This is a genomic window from Streptomyces sp. NPDC050085 (assembly GCF_044460595.1).
Classification (GTDB): domain Bacteria; phylum Actinomycetota; class Actinomycetes; order Streptomycetales; family Streptomycetaceae; genus Streptomyces.
In genome coordinates this window covers 466,069-482,487 of record NZ_JBITJZ010000006.1, presented here as the reverse complement: position 1 = coordinate 482,487, position 16,419 = coordinate 466,069, and the positions used below count along the sequence as shown (strand labels likewise).

The 16,419-nt window shown below is 72.0% G+C and carries 16 protein-coding genes; 11 read left to right on the top strand and 5 right to left on the bottom strand.

Annotated features, from left to right (window positions below):
• Nucleotides 1-5 precede the first annotated feature (5 nt).
• The 3 genes from paaK to ACIBUY_RS25245 all read right to left on the bottom strand — a co-directional run bounded on the left by paaK (nt 6) and on the right by ACIBUY_RS25245 (nt 3,047).
• Nucleotides 6-1,307 carry a phenylacetate--CoA ligase PaaK gene (gene paaK, locus ACIBUY_RS25255; RefSeq protein ID WP_365579634.1) on the bottom strand — a complete coding sequence of 434 codons (1,302 nt, stop codon included), beginning with the start codon at nt 1,305-1,307 and terminating at the stop codon, nt 6-8.
• 419 nt (nt 1,308-1,726) lie between these two features.
• On the bottom strand, nt 1,727-2,134 hold the full coding sequence (locus ACIBUY_RS25250; protein WP_365579636.1) for a YciI family protein: 408 nt from the start codon (nt 2,132-2,134) through the stop codon (nt 1,727-1,729).
• A 118-nt stretch (nt 2,135-2,252) separates the two neighbouring features.
• Nucleotides 2,253-3,047 (bottom strand): GNAT family N-acetyltransferase, encoded by a 795-nt coding sequence (locus ACIBUY_RS25245; RefSeq protein ID WP_399153784.1) that lies wholly within the window; start codon nt 3,045-3,047, stop codon nt 2,253-2,255.
• Between the two features lie 53 nt (nt 3,048-3,100).
• Between ACIBUY_RS25245 and ACIBUY_RS25240 the strand changes: the two genes are divergently transcribed.
• From ACIBUY_RS25240 to ACIBUY_RS25225, 4 genes are all read left to right on the top strand, one after another.
• Complete coding sequence (locus tag ACIBUY_RS25240) at nt 3,101-3,901, top strand: class I SAM-dependent methyltransferase (protein ID WP_399153783.1); 801 nt, start codon at nt 3,101-3,103, stop codon at nt 3,899-3,901.
• 165 nt (nt 3,902-4,066) lie between these two features.
• Nucleotides 4,067-5,224, top strand: a complete 1,158-nt coding sequence (locus ACIBUY_RS25235; RefSeq protein ID WP_399153782.1) for an aKG-HExxH-type peptide beta-hydroxylase — start codon at nt 4,067-4,069, stop codon at nt 5,222-5,224.
• Nucleotides 5,217-5,495: a hypothetical protein gene (locus ACIBUY_RS25230; RefSeq protein ID WP_365579644.1), complete on the top strand. Its 279-nt coding sequence runs from the start codon at nt 5,217-5,219 to the stop codon at nt 5,493-5,495. Before ACIBUY_RS25235 ends, ACIBUY_RS25230 begins: the two co-directional genes overlap by 8 nt.
• A gap of 294 nt (nt 5,496-5,789) precedes the next feature.
• Entirely contained in the window at nt 5,790-7,346 is a 1,557-nt protein-coding gene (locus ACIBUY_RS25225) for an FAD-dependent monooxygenase (RefSeq protein WP_399153781.1), read from the top strand.
• A gap of 10 nt (nt 7,347-7,356) precedes the next feature.
• Here ACIBUY_RS25225 and ACIBUY_RS25220 read toward each other — a convergent pair whose 3' ends face one another.
• Nucleotides 7,357-8,979: an acyl-CoA synthetase gene (locus ACIBUY_RS25220; RefSeq protein ID WP_399153780.1), complete on the bottom strand. Its 1,623-nt coding sequence runs from the start codon at nt 8,977-8,979 to the stop codon at nt 7,357-7,359.
• Between the two features lie 182 nt (nt 8,980-9,161).
• On the opposite strand from ACIBUY_RS25220, the gene ACIBUY_RS25215 reads away from it, so the two are divergent.
• The 6 genes from ACIBUY_RS25215 (at nt 9,162) to ACIBUY_RS25190 (ending at nt 14,912) form a co-directional block, all read left to right on the top strand.
• Entirely contained in the window at nt 9,162-9,962 is an 801-nt protein-coding gene (locus ACIBUY_RS25215) for a crotonase/enoyl-CoA hydratase family protein (RefSeq protein WP_365579650.1), read from the top strand.
• 269 nt (nt 9,963-10,231) lie between these two features.
• Entirely contained in the window at nt 10,232-11,197 is a 966-nt protein-coding gene (locus ACIBUY_RS25210) for an OB-fold domain-containing protein (protein WP_365574463.1), read from the top strand.
• Nucleotides 11,198-12,274 (top strand): thiolase domain-containing protein, encoded by a 1,077-nt coding sequence (locus tag ACIBUY_RS25205; protein ID WP_399153779.1) that lies wholly within the window; start codon nt 11,198-11,200, stop codon nt 12,272-12,274.
• Nucleotides 12,274-13,440: a thiolase domain-containing protein gene (locus tag ACIBUY_RS25200; protein WP_365574468.1), complete on the top strand. Its 1,167-nt coding sequence runs from the start codon at nt 12,274-12,276 to the stop codon at nt 13,438-13,440. The genes ACIBUY_RS25205 and ACIBUY_RS25200 overlap by 1 nt, the downstream gene beginning before the upstream one ends.
• Before the next feature lie 106 nt (nt 13,441-13,546).
• The gene (locus ACIBUY_RS25195) at nt 13,547-13,789 is read left to right on the top strand and encodes a DUF397 domain-containing protein (RefSeq protein WP_365574471.1); all 243 of its coding nucleotides are present in this window, start codon (nt 13,547-13,549) and stop codon (nt 13,787-13,789) included.
• 205 nt (nt 13,790-13,994) lie between these two features.
• Nucleotides 13,995-14,912: a universal stress protein gene (locus ACIBUY_RS25190; RefSeq protein ID WP_399153778.1), complete on the top strand. Its 918-nt coding sequence runs from the start codon at nt 13,995-13,997 to the stop codon at nt 14,910-14,912.
• A 6-nt stretch (nt 14,913-14,918) separates the two neighbouring features.
• Here the strand turns inward: ACIBUY_RS25190 and ACIBUY_RS25185 are convergent, their stop codons facing one another.
• The gene (locus ACIBUY_RS25185) at nt 14,919-15,656 is read right to left on the bottom strand and encodes a leucine-rich repeat domain-containing protein (protein ID WP_399153777.1); all 738 of its coding nucleotides are present in this window, start codon (nt 15,654-15,656) and stop codon (nt 14,919-14,921) included.
• Between the two features lie 86 nt (nt 15,657-15,742).
• On the opposite strand from ACIBUY_RS25185, the gene ACIBUY_RS25180 reads away from it, so the two are divergent.
• A complete protein-coding gene (locus ACIBUY_RS25180; protein ID WP_399153776.1) occupies nt 15,743-16,375 on the top strand; it encodes a CGNR zinc finger domain-containing protein in 633 nt (210 codons plus the stop codon).
• The last annotated feature ends 44 nt before the right edge of the window (nt 16,376-16,419 follow it).

The window sequence follows — 16,419 nt, the reverse complement described above, 5'->3', positions numbered from 1 at the left end:
GCCCGTCAGTCCCTGCGCAGGTCCACGATCCGCTTGATCTTGCCGACCGAGCGCTCCAGCGTCTCCGGATCGACGATCTCGACCGCCACCGTCACCCCGACCCCGTCCTTCATCCCCGCCGCGATCGCCCGCGCAGCGGCCGCCCGGTCCTCGGGCGTCGCGTCCGCGCGGGCCTCCGCGCGCACGGTGAGCGCGTCCATCCGGCCCTCACGGGTCAGCCGCAGCTGGAAGTGCGGCGCGACGCCCGGCGTACGCAGCACGATCTCCTCGACCTGGGTGGGGAACAGGTTCACCCCGCGCAGGATCACCATGTCGTCGCTGCGGCCGGTGATCTTCTCCATGCGGCGCAGCGCGGGACGGGCCGTCCCCGGCAGCAGCCGCGTCAAGTCCCTCGTCCGGTAACGGATGACGGGCATCGCCTGCTTCGTGAGCGAGGTGAACACCAGCTCGCCGTGCTCGCCGTCCGGCAGCACCTCGCCCGTGATCGGGTCGACGACCTCCGGGTAGAAATGGTCCTCCCAGATGTGCAGCCCGTCCTTCGTCTCCACGCACTCCTGCGCGACACCCGGGCCCACCACCTCCGACAGGCCGTAGATGTCCACGGCGTCGATGCCGCACCGCTCCTCGATCTCGCGGCGCATCTCCTCCGTCCACGGCTCCGCCCCGAAGATCCCGACCCGCAGGGACGTGGAGCGCGGGTCGACGCCCTGGCGCTCGAACTCGTCGAGCAGCGTCAGCATGTACGACGGCGTCACCATGATGACCTCGGGCCGGAGGTCCTGGATGAGCCGGACCTGGCGCGCCGTCATGCCGCCGGACGCGGGGATGACCGTACAGCCGAGCCGCTCCGCTCCGTAGTGCGCGCCGAGTCCGCCCGTGAACAGGCCGTATCCGTACGCCACATGGACCTTGTGCCCCGGCCTGCCGCCCGCCGCGCGGATCGCCCGCGCCACCATGTCGGACCACATCGACAGATCGTCCGCGGTGTACCCGACGATCGTGGGCAGCCCCGTCGTCCCGCTCGACGCGTGCAGCCGCCGCAGCTCGGACTGGTCGACGGCGAACATCCCGAACGGATAGTTGTCCCGCAGGTCCGCCTTCGTCGTGAAGGGGAAGCGGGCCAGGTCGGCGAGCGTGGTGCAGTCCTCGGGACGCACCCCCGCCTTGTCGAACGCGGTGCGGTAGAACGGCACCCGTTCGTACACCCGGCTCAGCGTCCCGCGCAGCCGCTCCAGCTGCAGCGCCCGCAGCTCGTCCGCGCCCAGGCGCTCGCCGTCGTCCCACCACTGCGTCGTCGTCGACGTCATCGACCGCACTCCCGACCGATCATTCGGTTGCTCTGTGATCGTCAGTAATTCAAGGCGAGGCGGCCCACGTCAAGAGGTACGACGGACTCGGCGTCCCGCGCTGTCAGGGAAGCCGTCGACTCGGCGGCCCGGACCGTCAGATGGCGGCGCTCGGGCAGGCTCGCCGTGCGCGCGGCCGCGGCCCGGTAGTCGGCGCGCGCCCACGACGTCCCCGGCCGGCTCCCGCAGATGCGCCCGGACCGCGAACAGCCGGTGGTGCCCCGCGAGGCGGGCGTCCGACTCCAGGGGCCGCAGCGCGTCGAGGCCCGCCCCTGGCCCGTGCACCATCGCGGTGGCCACGACCCGGTTCAACGTGACGAAAGGGTTCGAGGAGATTCGCTCCAGGACCCCGTACAGGGCGAGGATCTGCGGCCAGCCGGTCAGCCCGGTGACTTCGCGGGCGCGGACAGCACCTGGCGCAGCTCGATCGGCATGTTCAGCGGACGGCCGCCGGGGCCGGGCGCCGCCGACACGTGCGCGGCCAGCTCCAGGGCCCGCTCGTCGCTCGCGCAGTCCACGATCCAGTACCCGGCGACGAACTCCTTCGTCTCCGGGAAAGGACCCTCCGTGATCACCGGCGCGTCCTTGCCGTGGGCCCGCACGATCCGCGCGGTGTCGGGCATCGCGAGCCCCTGGGCGTCGACGAACTCGCCGTTCTTCTCCAGCATCGCGTTCGTCTCGCCCATGAAGGCGATGTGCGCCTTGATCTCGTCGGGCGACCAGGTGTCGATCGCCGGGACCTCGTCCTGCTGCTGGGCGCTGAACTGCATCAAGAGCATGTACTTCATGGCGTTCTCCTCAAGGCCGGCGCCCGCTTCCCAGGTCGCTCCCGTGGCTGCCTCTCACGAGGAGGTAGAAGCCGGCGCCGCGCTTTCGACATCGCCGCGGGGATGTCCCCGAAAAAATCTAGCGGCCTGCCTCGCCGGCCGCCTCCAGAACGTACGGCGTGGTCGTCCCCAGGGCCTCGAACCCCAGCCGTTCAAGGATCGGCCTGCTGTACGGCGACGCGTCGACGTGCATGTACGAGAATCCGCGCTCGGCGGCGATCCGCACCCGGAACGCGACCAGCGACCGGTAGATCCCGCGGCCGCGCCACTCGGGCACCGTGCCGCCGCCCCACAGGCTCGCGAAGTCCGTGCCCTCGTTGAGCTCGAGGCGGGCGGCGCTCACCGGCTCGTCACCGTGCAGCGCGACCACGGCGGGCACGGTCTCGGGATCCTTGGCGAGCTGCGTGCGCAGCTGGTGCCCGATCGTGGTCCGCTCGTTCTCGAAGGCCAGGCGGTGCACCCGCTCCACCAGTTCGACCTGGGACTCGTCGGTGACGGGCAGCAGCCGGATGCCGTCCGGCGGTGCGGTGTCGAGCGGCAGCACGGCCGTCTCCGCGAACAGCAGCGTCTCCGTCTCCTCGGCGACGAACCCGGCCGCGACCAGGCGTGCCCCCAGGTCGGCGGGGCGGTCGTGCGCGTACGTCTTCCACTCGGCCTCGACGCCGAGGCCATGGAAGAACCGGGTCTGTTCGGCGATGGCCGCGTCCACGTCGTTCTCGTCGAGGTCCGACCACAGCACCCCGTTCCAGCCGGAGGGCGGGCCGACGTGCCGCAGCACGTTCCCCACGACCTCGACCTTCGCCCCCGCCTCGTCGGGGCGAGCCCCGCGCCGTATCTGCTGGTCGTACAGGTCGAGCACCGCTTGTCGATTCATGCGGACACCTCAACACCGGTGTGCGGGACCGGCAACCCAATTAGGGTGCGGACATGTCCGCGTCACGAAAGCAGGGGGCGTCCTCGGCGGTGCGCCGCTTCTACGACGAGCTCGCCACCGACTACCACCGGATCTTCCGCGACTGGGACGTCAGCATGGCCCACCAGGCCGAGGTGCTCGACCGGCTGCTCACCGACCGCCTCGGCCCCGGCCCCCACCGCCTGCTCGACTGCGCCTGCGGCATCGGCACCCAGGCGATCGGCCTGGCCCGGCTCGGGCACACCGTCGTCGGCAGCGACCTCAGCCCCGCAGCGGCTGCCCGTGCGGTCCGCGAGGCGGCGCTGCGGGACACGCACCTGTCGGCCGTCGCCGCCGACATGCGGGCGTTGCCGTTTGCACCTGGAACGTTCGACGCGGTCGTCTGCGCGGACAACGCCCTGCCGCACCTGCTCACACCGGACGACGTCAGGGCGGCCCTGACGGCGATGCGCGCCATGCTCGTCGGCTCCGGGCCGCTCGTCCTCACGGTGCGCGACTACGACGAGCTGCGACGCGACAGGCCCGCCACGACACCGCCGCAGCACCGCGTCACCCCGGACGGCGGCGAGAGCGTCACCGTCCAGTTGTGGCACTGGCACGACGACGGCGAACGCTACGACCTGCGCCACCTCCAGATGATCCGCGAGGGGTCCGACTGGCGGGTGCAGGAGCGCAGGACCACCTACTGGGCGCTGACGCGGGCGCAGCTGACCGGATTCCTGACGGACGCGGGATTCACAGAGGTCACGTGGCAAACACCCGAGTCGACCGGCTTCTTCCAGCCCGTGGTGACAGCTTCTGCCGGCTCACGATGACGGCTTCGGCCGGCTCGCGATTTCGGCCTCTTCCGGCTCGCGGTGACCGCCCGGTGACGGCGGCATGTCCGAAAACCGGTGGCTCAACTCCGCCTTGACGCTCGCTCGAGACCTTGTGTTTCATCAGGACTCGTTCGGATCGAACCTTTTACACAAGGGGGTTCCGTGTCCGTAGCAGACGACGACCTCGTCTCCGTCGAACGTGCGCTAGCGTCCCACCCCGAGTTCAGCGACGCCCCGGCCATCACCCTGAAGGCGGCCGAGTTCTACCGCTTCGCCGTCGACCTGCTGCGCGAACGCTCCTCCCTCGTGGACGAGTTGGCCCGCGCCGTCGTCGACGAGGCCGGCGAGATCCCCCTCGCCGTGGTCGAGGACCCCCTCGTGCGCGTCACCCTCGACGAGGCCGTCTCCCGGATCGAGCAGGGCTTCCTCGACGAGGCCGCGTGGACCGAGGTCGTCACGATGCTGCGGCTCGTCGGCGGTGCCCTCGACCGGCACGGCCCGCAGGCCCCGCCCACCGGCGCCGGCATCAGCGGCGGCCGCGCGCTCCGCGTCGCCCCGGGCCGCGATGCCTGGCTCAGCGGCAGCGGCGCCGACAGCACCGACGCCCTCGACCGCACGTTCCTCAACACCTTCGAGCGGGACTTCCTGCGCGGCGTCCCCGGCGACCTGCTGCACCCGACCGACGAGCAGGCGCGCCAACTCGCGCACGGATTCGACGCGTTGAACGCCTTGCTGCCCGAACTCGGCGCGAGCGTCTGCGCGCACTACGTCGGCGTCGGCGTCGTCGACGTACGCACCGAAGGCGAAACGTTCCTCGCCGGGAACGTCGGCCGCATTCCTGCCGTGGTCTTCTTCTCGCCCAACCGCATGGCCGCGCCCTGGCGGCTCGCCGAGACCGCGCTGCACGAAGGGCTGCACCTCAAGCTCTTCGACATCCAGCGCTCCGCGAGCATCTTCACCGCTCCCGAACGGCTCGCCGACGGGCCCAAGGTCAAGGTGCCCTGGCTCAAGTGGGCCTCCATGGTCGCCCCGAACGAATGGGCCCTGGACCGGGCGCTCGGTGCCTTCCACGTCTACGCCCACCTCGTGCTCTTCCGTGCGGCCCTGCGCACCCGCCTCACTCCCGAACTGCTCGACCGCTTCGGGCCGCCCGAGGAGTCGGACCCGCCGTCCCTGTACCGCTTCGGCGCGGAGCGCGCCCACTATCTGGGCGAGGAGATCCTGGCCCGCGGCGGCGACGAACTCACCGACTACGGGCGCCAGTTCGTGGCCTGGCTGCTGGAGACCGTCGACGCCGTGAAGGAACCCGCCGATGTCTGAGCCGCGCTACTTCAAGGCCCCCGACCTGCGCACCCGCCCGGTCGAGGCGGCCGGCTCCCTCATGGTGTTCACGCCCGAACGCCCCAAGGTGCACTGGCTGAACCTGTCCGGCTGGTACCTGTTCGAACTCAGCGAGGGCGAGAGCGGCGAGCGGATCGCCGCCGAGTACGCCGAGGCGGTCGCCGGCCAGGTACCGCGCGAGCAGGCCGTGGAGCAGGCCCTCGACTGCCTGGCCGACCTGGTCGCCCGCTCCATCCTCACCACCGGCTGAACGCCCGCGCCGGAACACCCAGTTGTCCTTCGGCCGTCCGGCCGGAGGTCTGGCTCCAGTACGCCGGAAAAGAGGTGAATCCCATGACCGAGCAGCTCAAGAAGAGGCTGGCCCGGGCGGAGAACGTCACCCCGCCGAAGGCCGCGGCCCCCTCCAGGGACCAGCGCCTGTGGCCCCCGTGGTACATGCAGAAGCACTGATTGAGCACTGAGTGAGCACTGAGTGCTGAACCCCGAACGACCGTGCGCCGGGCCGCCGTCGAGGCGACCCGGCGCGCACCTGCGGAGGCGGACCGTGCGACAGACACCCGTGCTCGTGGTGGGCGGCTCGCTCACCGGACTGAGTGCCGCGCTCTTCCTCGGCGTGCACGGCGTGCCCGCCCTGGTCGTGGAGCGACGCCCGGACGTGCTCGCCCATCCGCGGCTGCGCGGACTGCTGCCGCGCGCCATGGAGCTGTACCGGCAGGCCGGGATCGAGGCCGCGATCACCGCGGTCTGTCCGCCGGCCGAGGAGACGGGCCGGCTGGTGTCCGTGCACGCCGCCACGCTCGACGCCGAGCACGAGATCCTCGGGGAGGGGCCCGCCGACCACGTGGAGGACCCGGACGCGCAGCCGCTCACGCCGTGCCGTTTCGTGCCGATCGCCCAGGACGACCTGGAGCGGATCCTGGTGGAACGGGCCCGCAAGCTGGGCGCCGACATCCGCTTCGGCACCGAACTCCTCTCCCTGGACGACGACGCGGACGGTGTGACCGCACGCCTGCGCGGCCCCGACGGCGCGCAGGAGACGGTGCGTGCCCACTACGCCGTCGCCGCCGACGGGGCCGGGAGCCCCCTGCGTCGCGCACGGGGCATCGACTGGACCGGGCCCGGCACGCTGTTCCGGATGGCGACGATGTTCGTCCGCGCCGACCTGTCGGCGGCGCTGCGCGGCCGCGCCGTCGGCATGGCCTACCTCGACACCCCCGCCACCGGCACCACGCTCGGCCCGCTGGACAGCTCGGGACGCCACTGGTTCTTCGCCACGGCGATGACGCCCGGGACCGAACGCGCCGCGCCCGCCGACTGGGTGCGGGCCGCCACGGGACTGCCGGACCTGGACGTCGAGATCCTGGAACAGGCGCCCGGCACCGGGCAGGTCCTGACCTTCCCGATCGGCGCCCGCGTCGCCCGGCAGTTCGTACGGGGACGGGTGTTCCTCGCCGGGGACGCCGCGCACCTGATGCCGCCCACCGGCGGCCTGGGCGGCCTCACCGCGATCGAGGACGCGCACAACCTCGCGTGGAAACTCGCCCGGGTCCTGCGCGGCGACGCCGGACCCGCACTCCTCGCGACGTACGGGACGGAACGGCGGCCGGTGGCCGAGCGCGCCGTGCGCCAGTCCTACGCGCGCGGACGCACCCGGTGGCGCTTCACGGACCAGGGCGGCGAGGAGCCGCTGCTCGACCTCGACACGCTCATGTTCGCCACCCGGTACGGATCGGCGGGCGAACCCGCTCCTGATCCACGGGAGTTGAGGGGAATGCCGGGTACCAGGGCCCCGCACGTCCCCGTCTCGCAGGACGGCGACGAGCCGATGTCCACCCTCGACCTCTACGGGACGGAGCTGGTCCTCCACGTCGGCCCCGAGGGCGACGCCTGGGCCGCGGCGGCGGCGCGGGCGGCGCAGGACCTGGGGGTGAACGTGGACACGTACCACCTGGACGCGGACCTCGCCGAGCCGCACGGCATCGGCACGCACGGAGCCCTCCTGGTCCGCCCCGACGGCCATGTCGCCTGGCGGGCCGAGGGGGAACAGGAGGGCTCCGAGGGGCACTTCGCCCAGGTGCTGCGCGGCGTCCTGCACCGCTGAGGCGGGCCGGTCAGCCCTGCGCCGCCTCCGCGGCGACCGACTTGGCCCACCGGTAGTCCGCCTTGCCGCTCGGCGAACGCTGGATCCGGTCCGTCACCACCAGCTGGCGGGGGATCTTGTAGCCGGCGACGTGGGAGCGGCAGTGCGACTGGACGTCCTCCAGGGTCAACGCCGCGGCGCCGGGCCGCAGTTGCACCACCGCCGCCACGTGATTGCCCCACTTCTCGTCCGGGACGCCCGCGACGAGCGCGTCGTACACGTCGGGGTGCGACTTGAGGGCCTGCTCGACCTCCTCCGGGTAGACCTTCTCGCCGCCCGTGTTGATGCACTGGGAGCCGCGGCCGAGCACCGTGACGATGCCCTCCTCGTCGACCGTCGCCATGTCACCGAGCAGCACCCAGCGCTCGTCGCCCCGCTGGAAGAACGTCTCGGCGGTCTTCACGGGGTCGTTGTAGTAGCCCAGCGGGACGTGGCCGCGCTGGGCGATGCGGCCGATCTCGCCGACGGCGACCGGCTCGTGCGTGGCCAGGTCCACCACCTGCGTACGCGAGTTGACCTGCACCCGGAAGCCCGTCCCCGCGCCCGAGTTGTCGGTCGCCGTGCCGTTGAAGCCGGACTCCGACGAGCCGAAGTTGTTGAGCAGCATCACGTTCGGGACGAGCGCCTGGAACTGGGCGCGGACGGTGTCGGACATGATCGCGCCGGACGACGACACGCTGAACAGGGCCGAGCAGTCCGTGCCCTTCAGCGGGCCGTTCAGGGCGTCGATCAGCGGGCGCAGCATCGCGTCGCCCACCAGCGACACGCTCGACACCTTCTCCTTCTCGATCGTGCGCAGCACTTCCTCCGGCACGAACTTGCGGTGGATGACGATGCGTTGACCGAAGTTGAAGCCGATGAACGCGGTCAGCGTGGACGTCCCGTGCATCAGCGGGGGAGTGGGGAAGAACGTGAGGCCGTCACCGCCCGCCGCCACCCGCTCCGCGAGCTCCTCGGGCCGCGACACCGGCTCGCCCGTGGGCGCACCACCGCCCAACCCGGCGAAGAACAGGTCCTCCTGACGCCACATCACCCCCTTGGGCATGCCCGTCGTGCCGCCGGTGTAGATGATGAACTGGTCGTCCGCCGAGCGCGGCGCGAACCCGCGCCCGGGCGACGACGTCGCCTCCGCCTCGGTGAAGTCCACGGCCTTGAGCGGCGGCGCGTCCGGTGCCGGGGTCCCCACCCGCACCAGGTGGCGCAGCTTCTGAGTCCGCGGCAGCGCCGCCGCCACGCGCTCGGTGAACTCCGCGTCGAACACCAGGGCCGCGAGGTCCGCGTCCCGGTAGAGGTAGATCAACTCCTCCTCGACGTAGCGGTAGTTCACGTTGACCGGGACGATCCGCGCCTTGAGGCAGGCCAGCACCGTCTGCAGGTATTCGATGCCGTTGTACAGGTGCAGACCGAGGTGCTCACCGGGGCGCAGCCCGCTGTCGATCAGATGGTGCGCGATGCGATTGGCCGCCGCGTCCAGTTCCGCGTACGTCAGCCTGCGCTCCGCACCCGTGCCCGGGTGGTCGACGTAAATGAGCGCTTCGCGGTCGGGGACCACGTCGACCACCGACTCGAACAGGTCGGCAAGGTTGTACTCCACCGCTCCTCCTGACCCTGGCCGCATCTCGTGTGGCCGTCATCAGAACAGACGGGACAGCAAGGGGGAAGGGCCCTCGCACAAGAAATCTGACTGAGTGTCAGAAAACTCTTGAACTGGCCCGCCCCCTCCTGCAACCTGTTCTGGTCCTGAGGGTCTTGAGGCCAGCTGACTGGAGGGCAGTCATGGGTGGGACCGAACATCTCGACGTGCGACGCGAGGGCGCGACGCTCGTCCTCACGCTCAACCGGCCCGATGCCAAGAACGCGTTGTCGCTGCCGATGCTCGTCGGCCTGTACGACGGATGGCTTCAGGCCGACGCCGACGACACGGTCCGCTCGGTCGTGCTCACCGGGGCCGGCGGCTCCTTCTGCGCGGGCATGGACCTCAAGGCGCTGGCCGGCAACGGCATGGACGGGCAGCAGTACCGCGACCGGATGAAGGCCGACCCCGACCTGCACTGGAAGGCGATGCTGCGCCACCACCGGCCGCGCAAACCGGTGATCGCCGCCGTCGAGGGCTACTGCGTGGCGGGCGGCACGGAGATCCTGCAGGGCACGGACATCCGGGTGGCGGGGGAGTCGGCGACGTTCGGCCTGTTCGAGGTCAAGCGCGGCCTCTTCCCCATCGGCGGCTCCACGGTGCGGCTGCCGCGGCAGATCGCGCGTACGCACGCCCTGGAGATGCTGTTGACGGGGCGTCCCTACCCGGCGGCGGAAGCGGCGGCGATCGGGCTCGTCGGCCGCGTCGTGCCGGACGGCACGGCCCTCGACGTGGCGCTGGAGATCGCCGAGCGCGTCAACGCGTGCGGGCCACTGGCCGTGGAGGCCGTGAAGGCGTCGGTCTACGAGACCGCCGAGATGACCGAGGCGGACGGTCTCGCCGCCGAACTCAAGCGCGGCTGGCCGATCTTCGACACGGCCGACGCGAAGGAGGGGGCGCGGGCCTTCGCGGAGAAGAGGCCGCCGGAGTTTCGCCGGGAGTAGTGACCCGGCGCTGATCGTGCCGTTCGGGTTCCCGTCTGCCCGGTGAAGGTGCGTTGCCGTCCGCCGGCCGGTGGTCCTGCTTCGCGCAGTTCCCCGCGCCCCTGAAGCAGCGGCTTCGCCGCGCTTTTCCTGGGATGGCGCACGGAGTGCGCATCCCAGGGGCGCGGGGAACTGCGCGACCAGCCACGACGGCGGCGCACCCGGCAAGGCAGGCGCATCCGGCAGATGCGGAGCCGTCCCCAACCCCCTGCACCTCTAGAGGAGCCCAGATGACAACCACCCCCCAACCGGACGTACTCCGCGCACCCCTCGTCGTGGAGTTCCCCTTCACCCGCTCCCTGGGCCCCGTCCAGAGCGCCTTCCTCACCGGCCTGCGCCACCGCACGGTCCTCGGCGTGAAGACCACCGGGGGCAAGACCCTCGTCCCGCCCGTCGAGTACGACCCGGTCACCGCCGACGAGATCCGCGACCTCGTCGAGGTGGGCACCAGCGGCACCGTCACCACGTGGGCCTGGAACCCCGAACCCCGCCGGGGCCAGCCCCTGGACACCCCCTTCGCCTGGGTCCTGGTCCAACTCGACGGCGCCGACACCGCGTTGCTCCACGCCCTCGACGTCACGGGGCCCGAGGCCGTGCACACCGGGCAGCGCGTGCGGATCCGCTGGGCCGCGGAGCGGGTGGGCGCCATCACGGACATCGCCTGCTTCGAACCGGACCCGGCGGACGCACCCGAGGATGCCCAAGTCGCCCCGCACGACGGGCAGTTCGAGGACCCCGTCAGCGGCATCGTGGCGTTCGCCCGGCTCGACTACACCTACGGCCCCGGCGGCGCCCAGAGCCGCTACATCCACGCCCTCGCCGACCGCCGCACCGTCGGCGAGCGCTGCCCGTCGTGCCGCAAGGTGTACGTGCCGCCCCGCGGCGCCTGCCCCACCTGCGGCGTCGCCACGACCGACCAGGTCGAGGTCGGCCCGGCCGGCACCGTCACCACGTACTGCATCGTCAACGTCAAGGCCAAGAACCTCGACATCGAACTGCCCTACGTCTACGCGCACATCGCGCTCGACGGCGCGGACCTCGCCCTGCACGGCCGCATCGCCGGCATCCCCTACGACCAGGTCCGGATGGGCCTGCGCGTCGAACCGGTGTGGACCGAGGGCGGCCGCTACCCCGACCACTACCGGCCGACCGGCGAACCCGACGCCGACTACGACACGTACAAGGAGCTGATCTAGATGCGGCCGCCGATCCGGGACATCGCCGTCGTCGCCTTCGGGCAGACCGATCACCGGCGCACCACCGACGAACAGTCGGAGGTGGAGATGCTGATGCCCGTCCTGCACGAGGTGCTGGCCGCGACCGGGCTCAAGACCAGCGACATCGGCTTCACCTGCTCGGGCTCCAGCGACTACCTGGCCGGGCGCGCCTTCTCGTTCACCATGGCGCTCGACGGCGTCGGCGCCTGGCCGCCGATCTCCGAGTCGCACGTGGAGATGGACGGCGCGTGGGCGCTGTACGAGGCCTGGACCAAGCTGCTGACCGGCGAGGCCGACACCGCGCTCGTCTACTCGTACGGGAAGTCCTCGCCGGGCAGCGTCCGCGACGTGCTCACCCGGCAGCTCGACCCGTACTACGTCGCCCCCCTGTGGCCGGACTCGGTCGCGCTCGCCGCGCTGCAGGCGCAGGCCCTCATCGACGCGGGCGAGACCGACGAGCCCGCCCTCGCCGGGGTCGCCGCCCGCAGCCGCAAGGCCGCCGAGGGCAATGCCCACGCCCAACTGCGGGGCACGGTCCCGCACGGCGATTACGTCGTAAATCCGCTGCGCACCGGGGACTGCCCGCCGATCGGGGACGGCGCCGCCGCCGTGATCCTGGCCGCCGGGGACCGAGCCCGCGAACTGTGCGAGCGGCCCGCCTGGATCCGCGGCATCGACCACCGCATCGAGGCGCACAGCCTCGGCGTGCGCGACCTCACCGACTCCCCGTCGACGCGGCTCGCCGCGGAGAACGCGGGATTCTTCGAACGGCCCGTGGACACCGCCGAGTTGCACGCCCCGTTCACCTCCCAGGAAGTCGTCCTGCGCAAGGCGCTGCGCCTCGGTGACCCCGACGACGGGGTCAGCGTCAATCCGTCCGGCGGCGCCCTCGCCGCCAACCCGGTCATGGCCGCGGGCCTCATCCGCATCGGCGAGGCCGCCGCCCGCATCCACCGCGGCGAGTCCCGCCGGGCGCTCGCCCACGCGACCTCCGGGCCCTGCCTCCAGCAGAACCTCGTCGCCGTACTCGAAGACTCAGCAGGGGAGGGCCACTGATGTCCAAAGAACCCGTAGCCGTCGTCGGCATCGGCCAGACCAAGCACGTCGCCGCCCGCCACGACGTCTCCATCGCGGGACTCGTCCGCGAGGCCGCTCAACGGGCCCTCACTGACGCCGAGTTGACGTGGGCCGACATCGACGCCGTCGTCATCGGCAAGGCGCCCGACTTCTTCGAGGGCGTCATGATGCCGGAGCTGTACCTCGCGGACGCGCTCGGCGCCGTCGGCAAACCGATGCTGCGCGTGCACACCGCGGGCTCCGTCGGCGGCTCGACCGCGCTCGTCGCCTCGAACCTGATCGCCGGCCGCGTCCACGGCACGGTCCTCACCCTCGCCTTCGAAAAGCAGTCGGAATCCAACGCGATGTGGGGCCTCTCGCTCCCCATCCCCTTCCAGCAGCCGCTGCTCGCCGGAGCGGGCGGATTCTTCGCCCCGCACGTGAGGGCGTACATGCGACGCACCGGCGCACCCGACGGGGTCGGCTCCCTCGTCGCGTACAAGGACCGGCGCAACGCGCTGAAGAACCCGTACGCGCATCTGCACGAGCACGACATCACGCTGGAGAAGGTCCAGGCCTCACCGATGCTGTGGGACCCGATCCGCTACTCCGAGACCTGCCCGTCCTCCGACGGCGCCTGCGCGATGATCCTCACCGACCGTGCGGGAGCCGCCCGTTCGCCGAAGCCGCCCGCGTGGATGCTCGGCGGGGCGATGCGCAGCGAGCCGACTCTCTTCGCCGGTAAGGACTTCGTGTCGCCGCAGGCGGGCAAGGACTGCGCCGCCGACGTGTACCGGCAGGCCGGGATCGCCGATCCGCGCCGGGAGATCGACGCCGTCGAGATGTACGTGCCGTTCTCCTGGTACGAGCCGATGTGGCTGGAGAACCTCGGGTTCGCCGAGGAGGGCGAGGGCTGGAAGCTCACCGAGTCCGGCGTCACCGAACTCGACGGCGACCTGCCCGTGAACATGTCGGGCGGCGTCCTGTCCACCAACCCCATCGGCGCCTCCGGCATGATCCGCTTCGCCGAGGCCGCCCTCCAGGTGCGCGGACAGGCCGGGGAACACCAGGTCGATGGCGCCCGCAAGGTGCTCGGGCACGCCTACGGAGGCGGCTCGCAGTTCTTCTCGATGTGGCTCGTCGGCTCCGAACCGCCCACGCGATGAGCGTCCGCTGAGGCCTTGGTGACCTTCGGCCGCGGCCGTGGCCTGTGCGGGGCCCGGACCGATCGCTAGGCTGGCGCACGGACGACGAACCGGGAGGAGCACGGACGTGGCCGAGAGCACCATCGACCAGCACCCGCTCGCGGGGTGGGACAAGCCGGACCTGGACCTGAGCGGCGCGGACTGGCGATCCAGCAGCAGGGGCCTGGGCGATGTACAGATCGCCTTCGTCGAGGGCTTCATCGCGATGCGCAACAGCGAGAGCCCCGAGAGCCCGTCGCTGATCTTCACGCCGGCGGAGTGGGGGGCGTTCGTGCTCGGCGCCCGCGAGGGCGAGTTCGATCTGACGTAGGGGAGTTCCGACCCAGGGGGTGGGATGGGGAGTGCGGTGCGTGCGTCTCCTGAGCCGTAGGCGCATTCGCCGTTTTTGACGCTTGATTTCCGACACATGACGTTTGGCCCTGTCCTGTGGCCCTCGCGTGCGCGAGCCTGGCCACAAGGACAGCCGGTCTATGAGGGCACGTCCACGCGTGCCCGGTGTCGGAGGCGAATCAGTCATGAGCACGTCGCACCCCCAGCCCGTCGTCGCCGCGGTCGACGGGTCCGACGACAGCCGTCGCGCCCTGGAGTGGGCACTCGCGGAGGCGGCCCGGCGCGGCGCCGACCTGCGCGTCGTGCACGTACGGCAGTACGCGCCCTTCCTGCAGCCCGCGGTCCTCGTCGCGGGCCCCCTGGAAGGGGGTGCGACCGACGACGATCCCGTCATCGGCGATGTGCGCAAGGAGTTGGAGGGCCGCGAGGGGCTGCCCGCCCTGGAGTTCATCACGCGTGACGGGCTGCCCGCGGCGGTCCTGCCGGAGATGAGCACCGAGGCGCAGCTGCTGGTCCTCGGCTCCCGCGGCCGCGGCGGCTTCGCCAGCCTGCTGCTCGGCTCGAACGGGGTGGCCGCGGCCCGCGACGCCGCCTGCCCCGTCGTCGTGGTGCCCCCGCCGGGCCGCGAGGTCCACGGCGACACCCCCCTGCCGACCGGGCCGCGCGTCGTCGTCGGCCTGCAGAGCGACGACCCGGACGAGACGACGCTGCGCTTCGCCTTCGAGCACGCGGCGCGCACGGGCGCCCGGCTGCAGGTCGTCGCCGCCTACCCCTGGCCCGTACTCGCCTTCGGCGCGTTCGGCGACTTCACGCCGGCGCCGGTCACCGACCAGGACACCGTCGAGCGGGCGACGCTGGACGTGGCCGGTGCGGCGGTCGACTTCCTGCGCAAGGCCCACCCCGGGGTCGAGGTCGACCTCTGGGCGGCGCCCGGCGACGCGGCGGGCCATCTGGTGGCGAACTCGCGCGACGCCGAACTGGTCGTCGTCGGCCGTCACCGCCGTCGCCTCACCCGCCCCGCCCCGATGCTCGGTTCGGTCACGCAGGCGGTGCTGCTGCACGCGGCGAGCCCGGTCGCGGTCGTGCCGCCCGCCTCCGCGTAGCGCGCGTCAGCGCAGCACCACGCAGCCGCGTCCGGCCAGCTCCGCCAGCAGGCCGGGTGCGACGTCGACGTCGTTCCAGCGCAGGTCGAGCTTCTCCAGGGCGGGCAACTCGGCGATCCAGTACGGCAGTTCGCGCAGCCGGTTGCTCCGCAGGTCGAGCCGGCGCAGGCGCGGAAGGCCGCGCAGTTCCTGCGGTACGGACGTGAAGGCGTTCTCGCGCAGCTCCAGTTCCCGCAGCTCGCGCAGATCGCGTACGGAGGGCGGGAGCCGGTCGAGCCGGTTCCCGCGCAGCCACAGTTCCCGCAGCGCTCCGAGCGCACCGACGGAGTCGGGCAGCGCGGTCAACTGGTTGTGCTGGGCGCGCAGTTCGACGAGGCCGCTCATCGCGCCGAGGGTCACCGGCAGAGTGGTGAGCCGGTTCTCGCCGACGTTCAGGTACGCGAGCCGGTCGAGCGCCCCGAGGGTGTCCGGCAGCTCGGTCAGCCGGTTGTCGTGCAGATACAGGAAGCGGGTCAGGCCGGTGAGGTCCCCGAGCCGCGCGGGCAGCGAGGTCAGCCGGTTGTGGCCGAGGTCCAGGGTGTGCAGCCCGGTCAGCGTGCCGATGCGGTCCGGCAGGTGCGTGAGGCGGTTGTCGGGGAGCAGCAGTACTTCGAGGGCGGGGTGCGCCGGGTGCCGCCACACCTCGTCCGGTACGGAGTCGATCCCCGCCCGCCAGTAGTTGAGGGTCGTGCCGGTCCCGTCCATGGTTCGCCTCCCGCGTCACCCGGTGTCGCCCCGTGTCGCCACCGCGGAGGGCGCTAATGGTTGACGGCGAACCTATCATTAGGTCCATGCGCGACATCAGCTCGGCCGGACCCGACAGCACCCGGCTCTCCCTCGACCTCGCCCTCACCGTCCGCCACGACGGGACCGGGGGCGTGGCCGACGACCTCCTCGCCCCCGACGGACTCACCGCCTGGGTGCGCGCGCACGCCGACGCGCTGCCCCTGGACGCCGGATTCACCGGCGACGAGGAGACGCTGCGCCGCGTGCGCGAGGTGCGGGCCGCCGTGCGCGCCCTGTTCGCGCGGGCCGTGCGCCCGGGGGAGCCGAGCCCCGCCGACGCCGGCCGCCTGCTGCCCGTGCCCGAGGCCCTGTCCCGGCTCAACGCGGCGGCGGCCCTGGTGCCCACCGTCCCCGTCCTGCACTGGCCCGAGGTCGACGCGGCCCCGACCGTCCGGGAGGCGGCCACCGCGGACGCGTCCGCACCGGACCTCCTCGCCGCCGCACTGGCCCGCGCCGCGCTCGCCTTCCTCACCGGCGCCGACCGGGACCGGCTGCGCGCCTGCCACGCCCCGCGCTGTGTGCGCTACTTCCTCAAGGAGCACCCGCGTCAGGAGTGGTGCAAGCCCTCCTGCGGCAACCGGGCCCGCGTCGCACGCCACCACGAGCGTCACAACTCCCTTGCGCGGAAGGCCACATGACGCTCCGGACCGGCCGGTTCGGCGTAGGCTGAGACGCCTGGAAC

Bases quoted from the DNA above. Each gene is read 5' to 3' on its own strand.
- ACIBUY_RS25190 (WP_399153778.1), top strand. From the start codon at position 13,995: ATGAGCACGTCGCACCCCCAGCCCGTCGTCGCCGCGGTCGACGGGTCC.
- ACIBUY_RS25210 (WP_365574463.1), top strand. From the start codon at position 10,232: ATGACAACCACCCCCCAACCGGACGTACTCCGCGCACCCCTCGTCGTG.
- ACIBUY_RS25240 (WP_399153783.1), top strand. From the start codon at position 3,101: ATGTCCGCGTCACGAAAGCAGGGGGCGTCCTCGGCGGTGCGCCGCTTC.
- ACIBUY_RS25215 (WP_365579650.1), top strand. From the start codon at position 9,162: ATGGGTGGGACCGAACATCTCGACGTGCGACGCGAGGGCGCGACGCTC.
- ACIBUY_RS25200 (WP_365574468.1), top strand. From the start codon at position 12,274: ATGTCCAAAGAACCCGTAGCCGTCGTCGGCATCGGCCAGACCAAGCAC.
- ACIBUY_RS25230 (WP_365579644.1), top strand. From the start codon at position 5,217: ATGTCTGAGCCGCGCTACTTCAAGGCCCCCGACCTGCGCACCCGCCCG.
- ACIBUY_RS25185 (WP_399153777.1), bottom strand. From the start codon at position 15,656: ATGGACGGGACCGGCACGACCCTCAACTACTGGCGGGCGGGGATCGAC.
- ACIBUY_RS25205 (WP_399153779.1), top strand. From the start codon at position 11,198: ATGCGGCCGCCGATCCGGGACATCGCCGTCGTCGCCTTCGGGCAGACC.
- ACIBUY_RS25180 (WP_399153776.1), top strand. From the start codon at position 15,743: ATGCGCGACATCAGCTCGGCCGGACCCGACAGCACCCGGCTCTCCCTC.
- ACIBUY_RS25245 (WP_399153784.1), bottom strand. From the start codon at position 3,047: ATGAATCGACAAGCGGTGCTCGACCTGTACGACCAGCAGATACGGCGC.
- ACIBUY_RS25250 (WP_365579636.1), bottom strand. From the start codon at position 2,134: ATGAAGTACATGCTCTTGATGCAGTTCAGCGCCCAGCAGCAGGACGAG.
- paaK (WP_365579634.1), bottom strand. From the start codon at position 1,307: ATGACGTCGACGACGACGCAGTGGTGGGACGACGGCGAGCGCCTGGGC.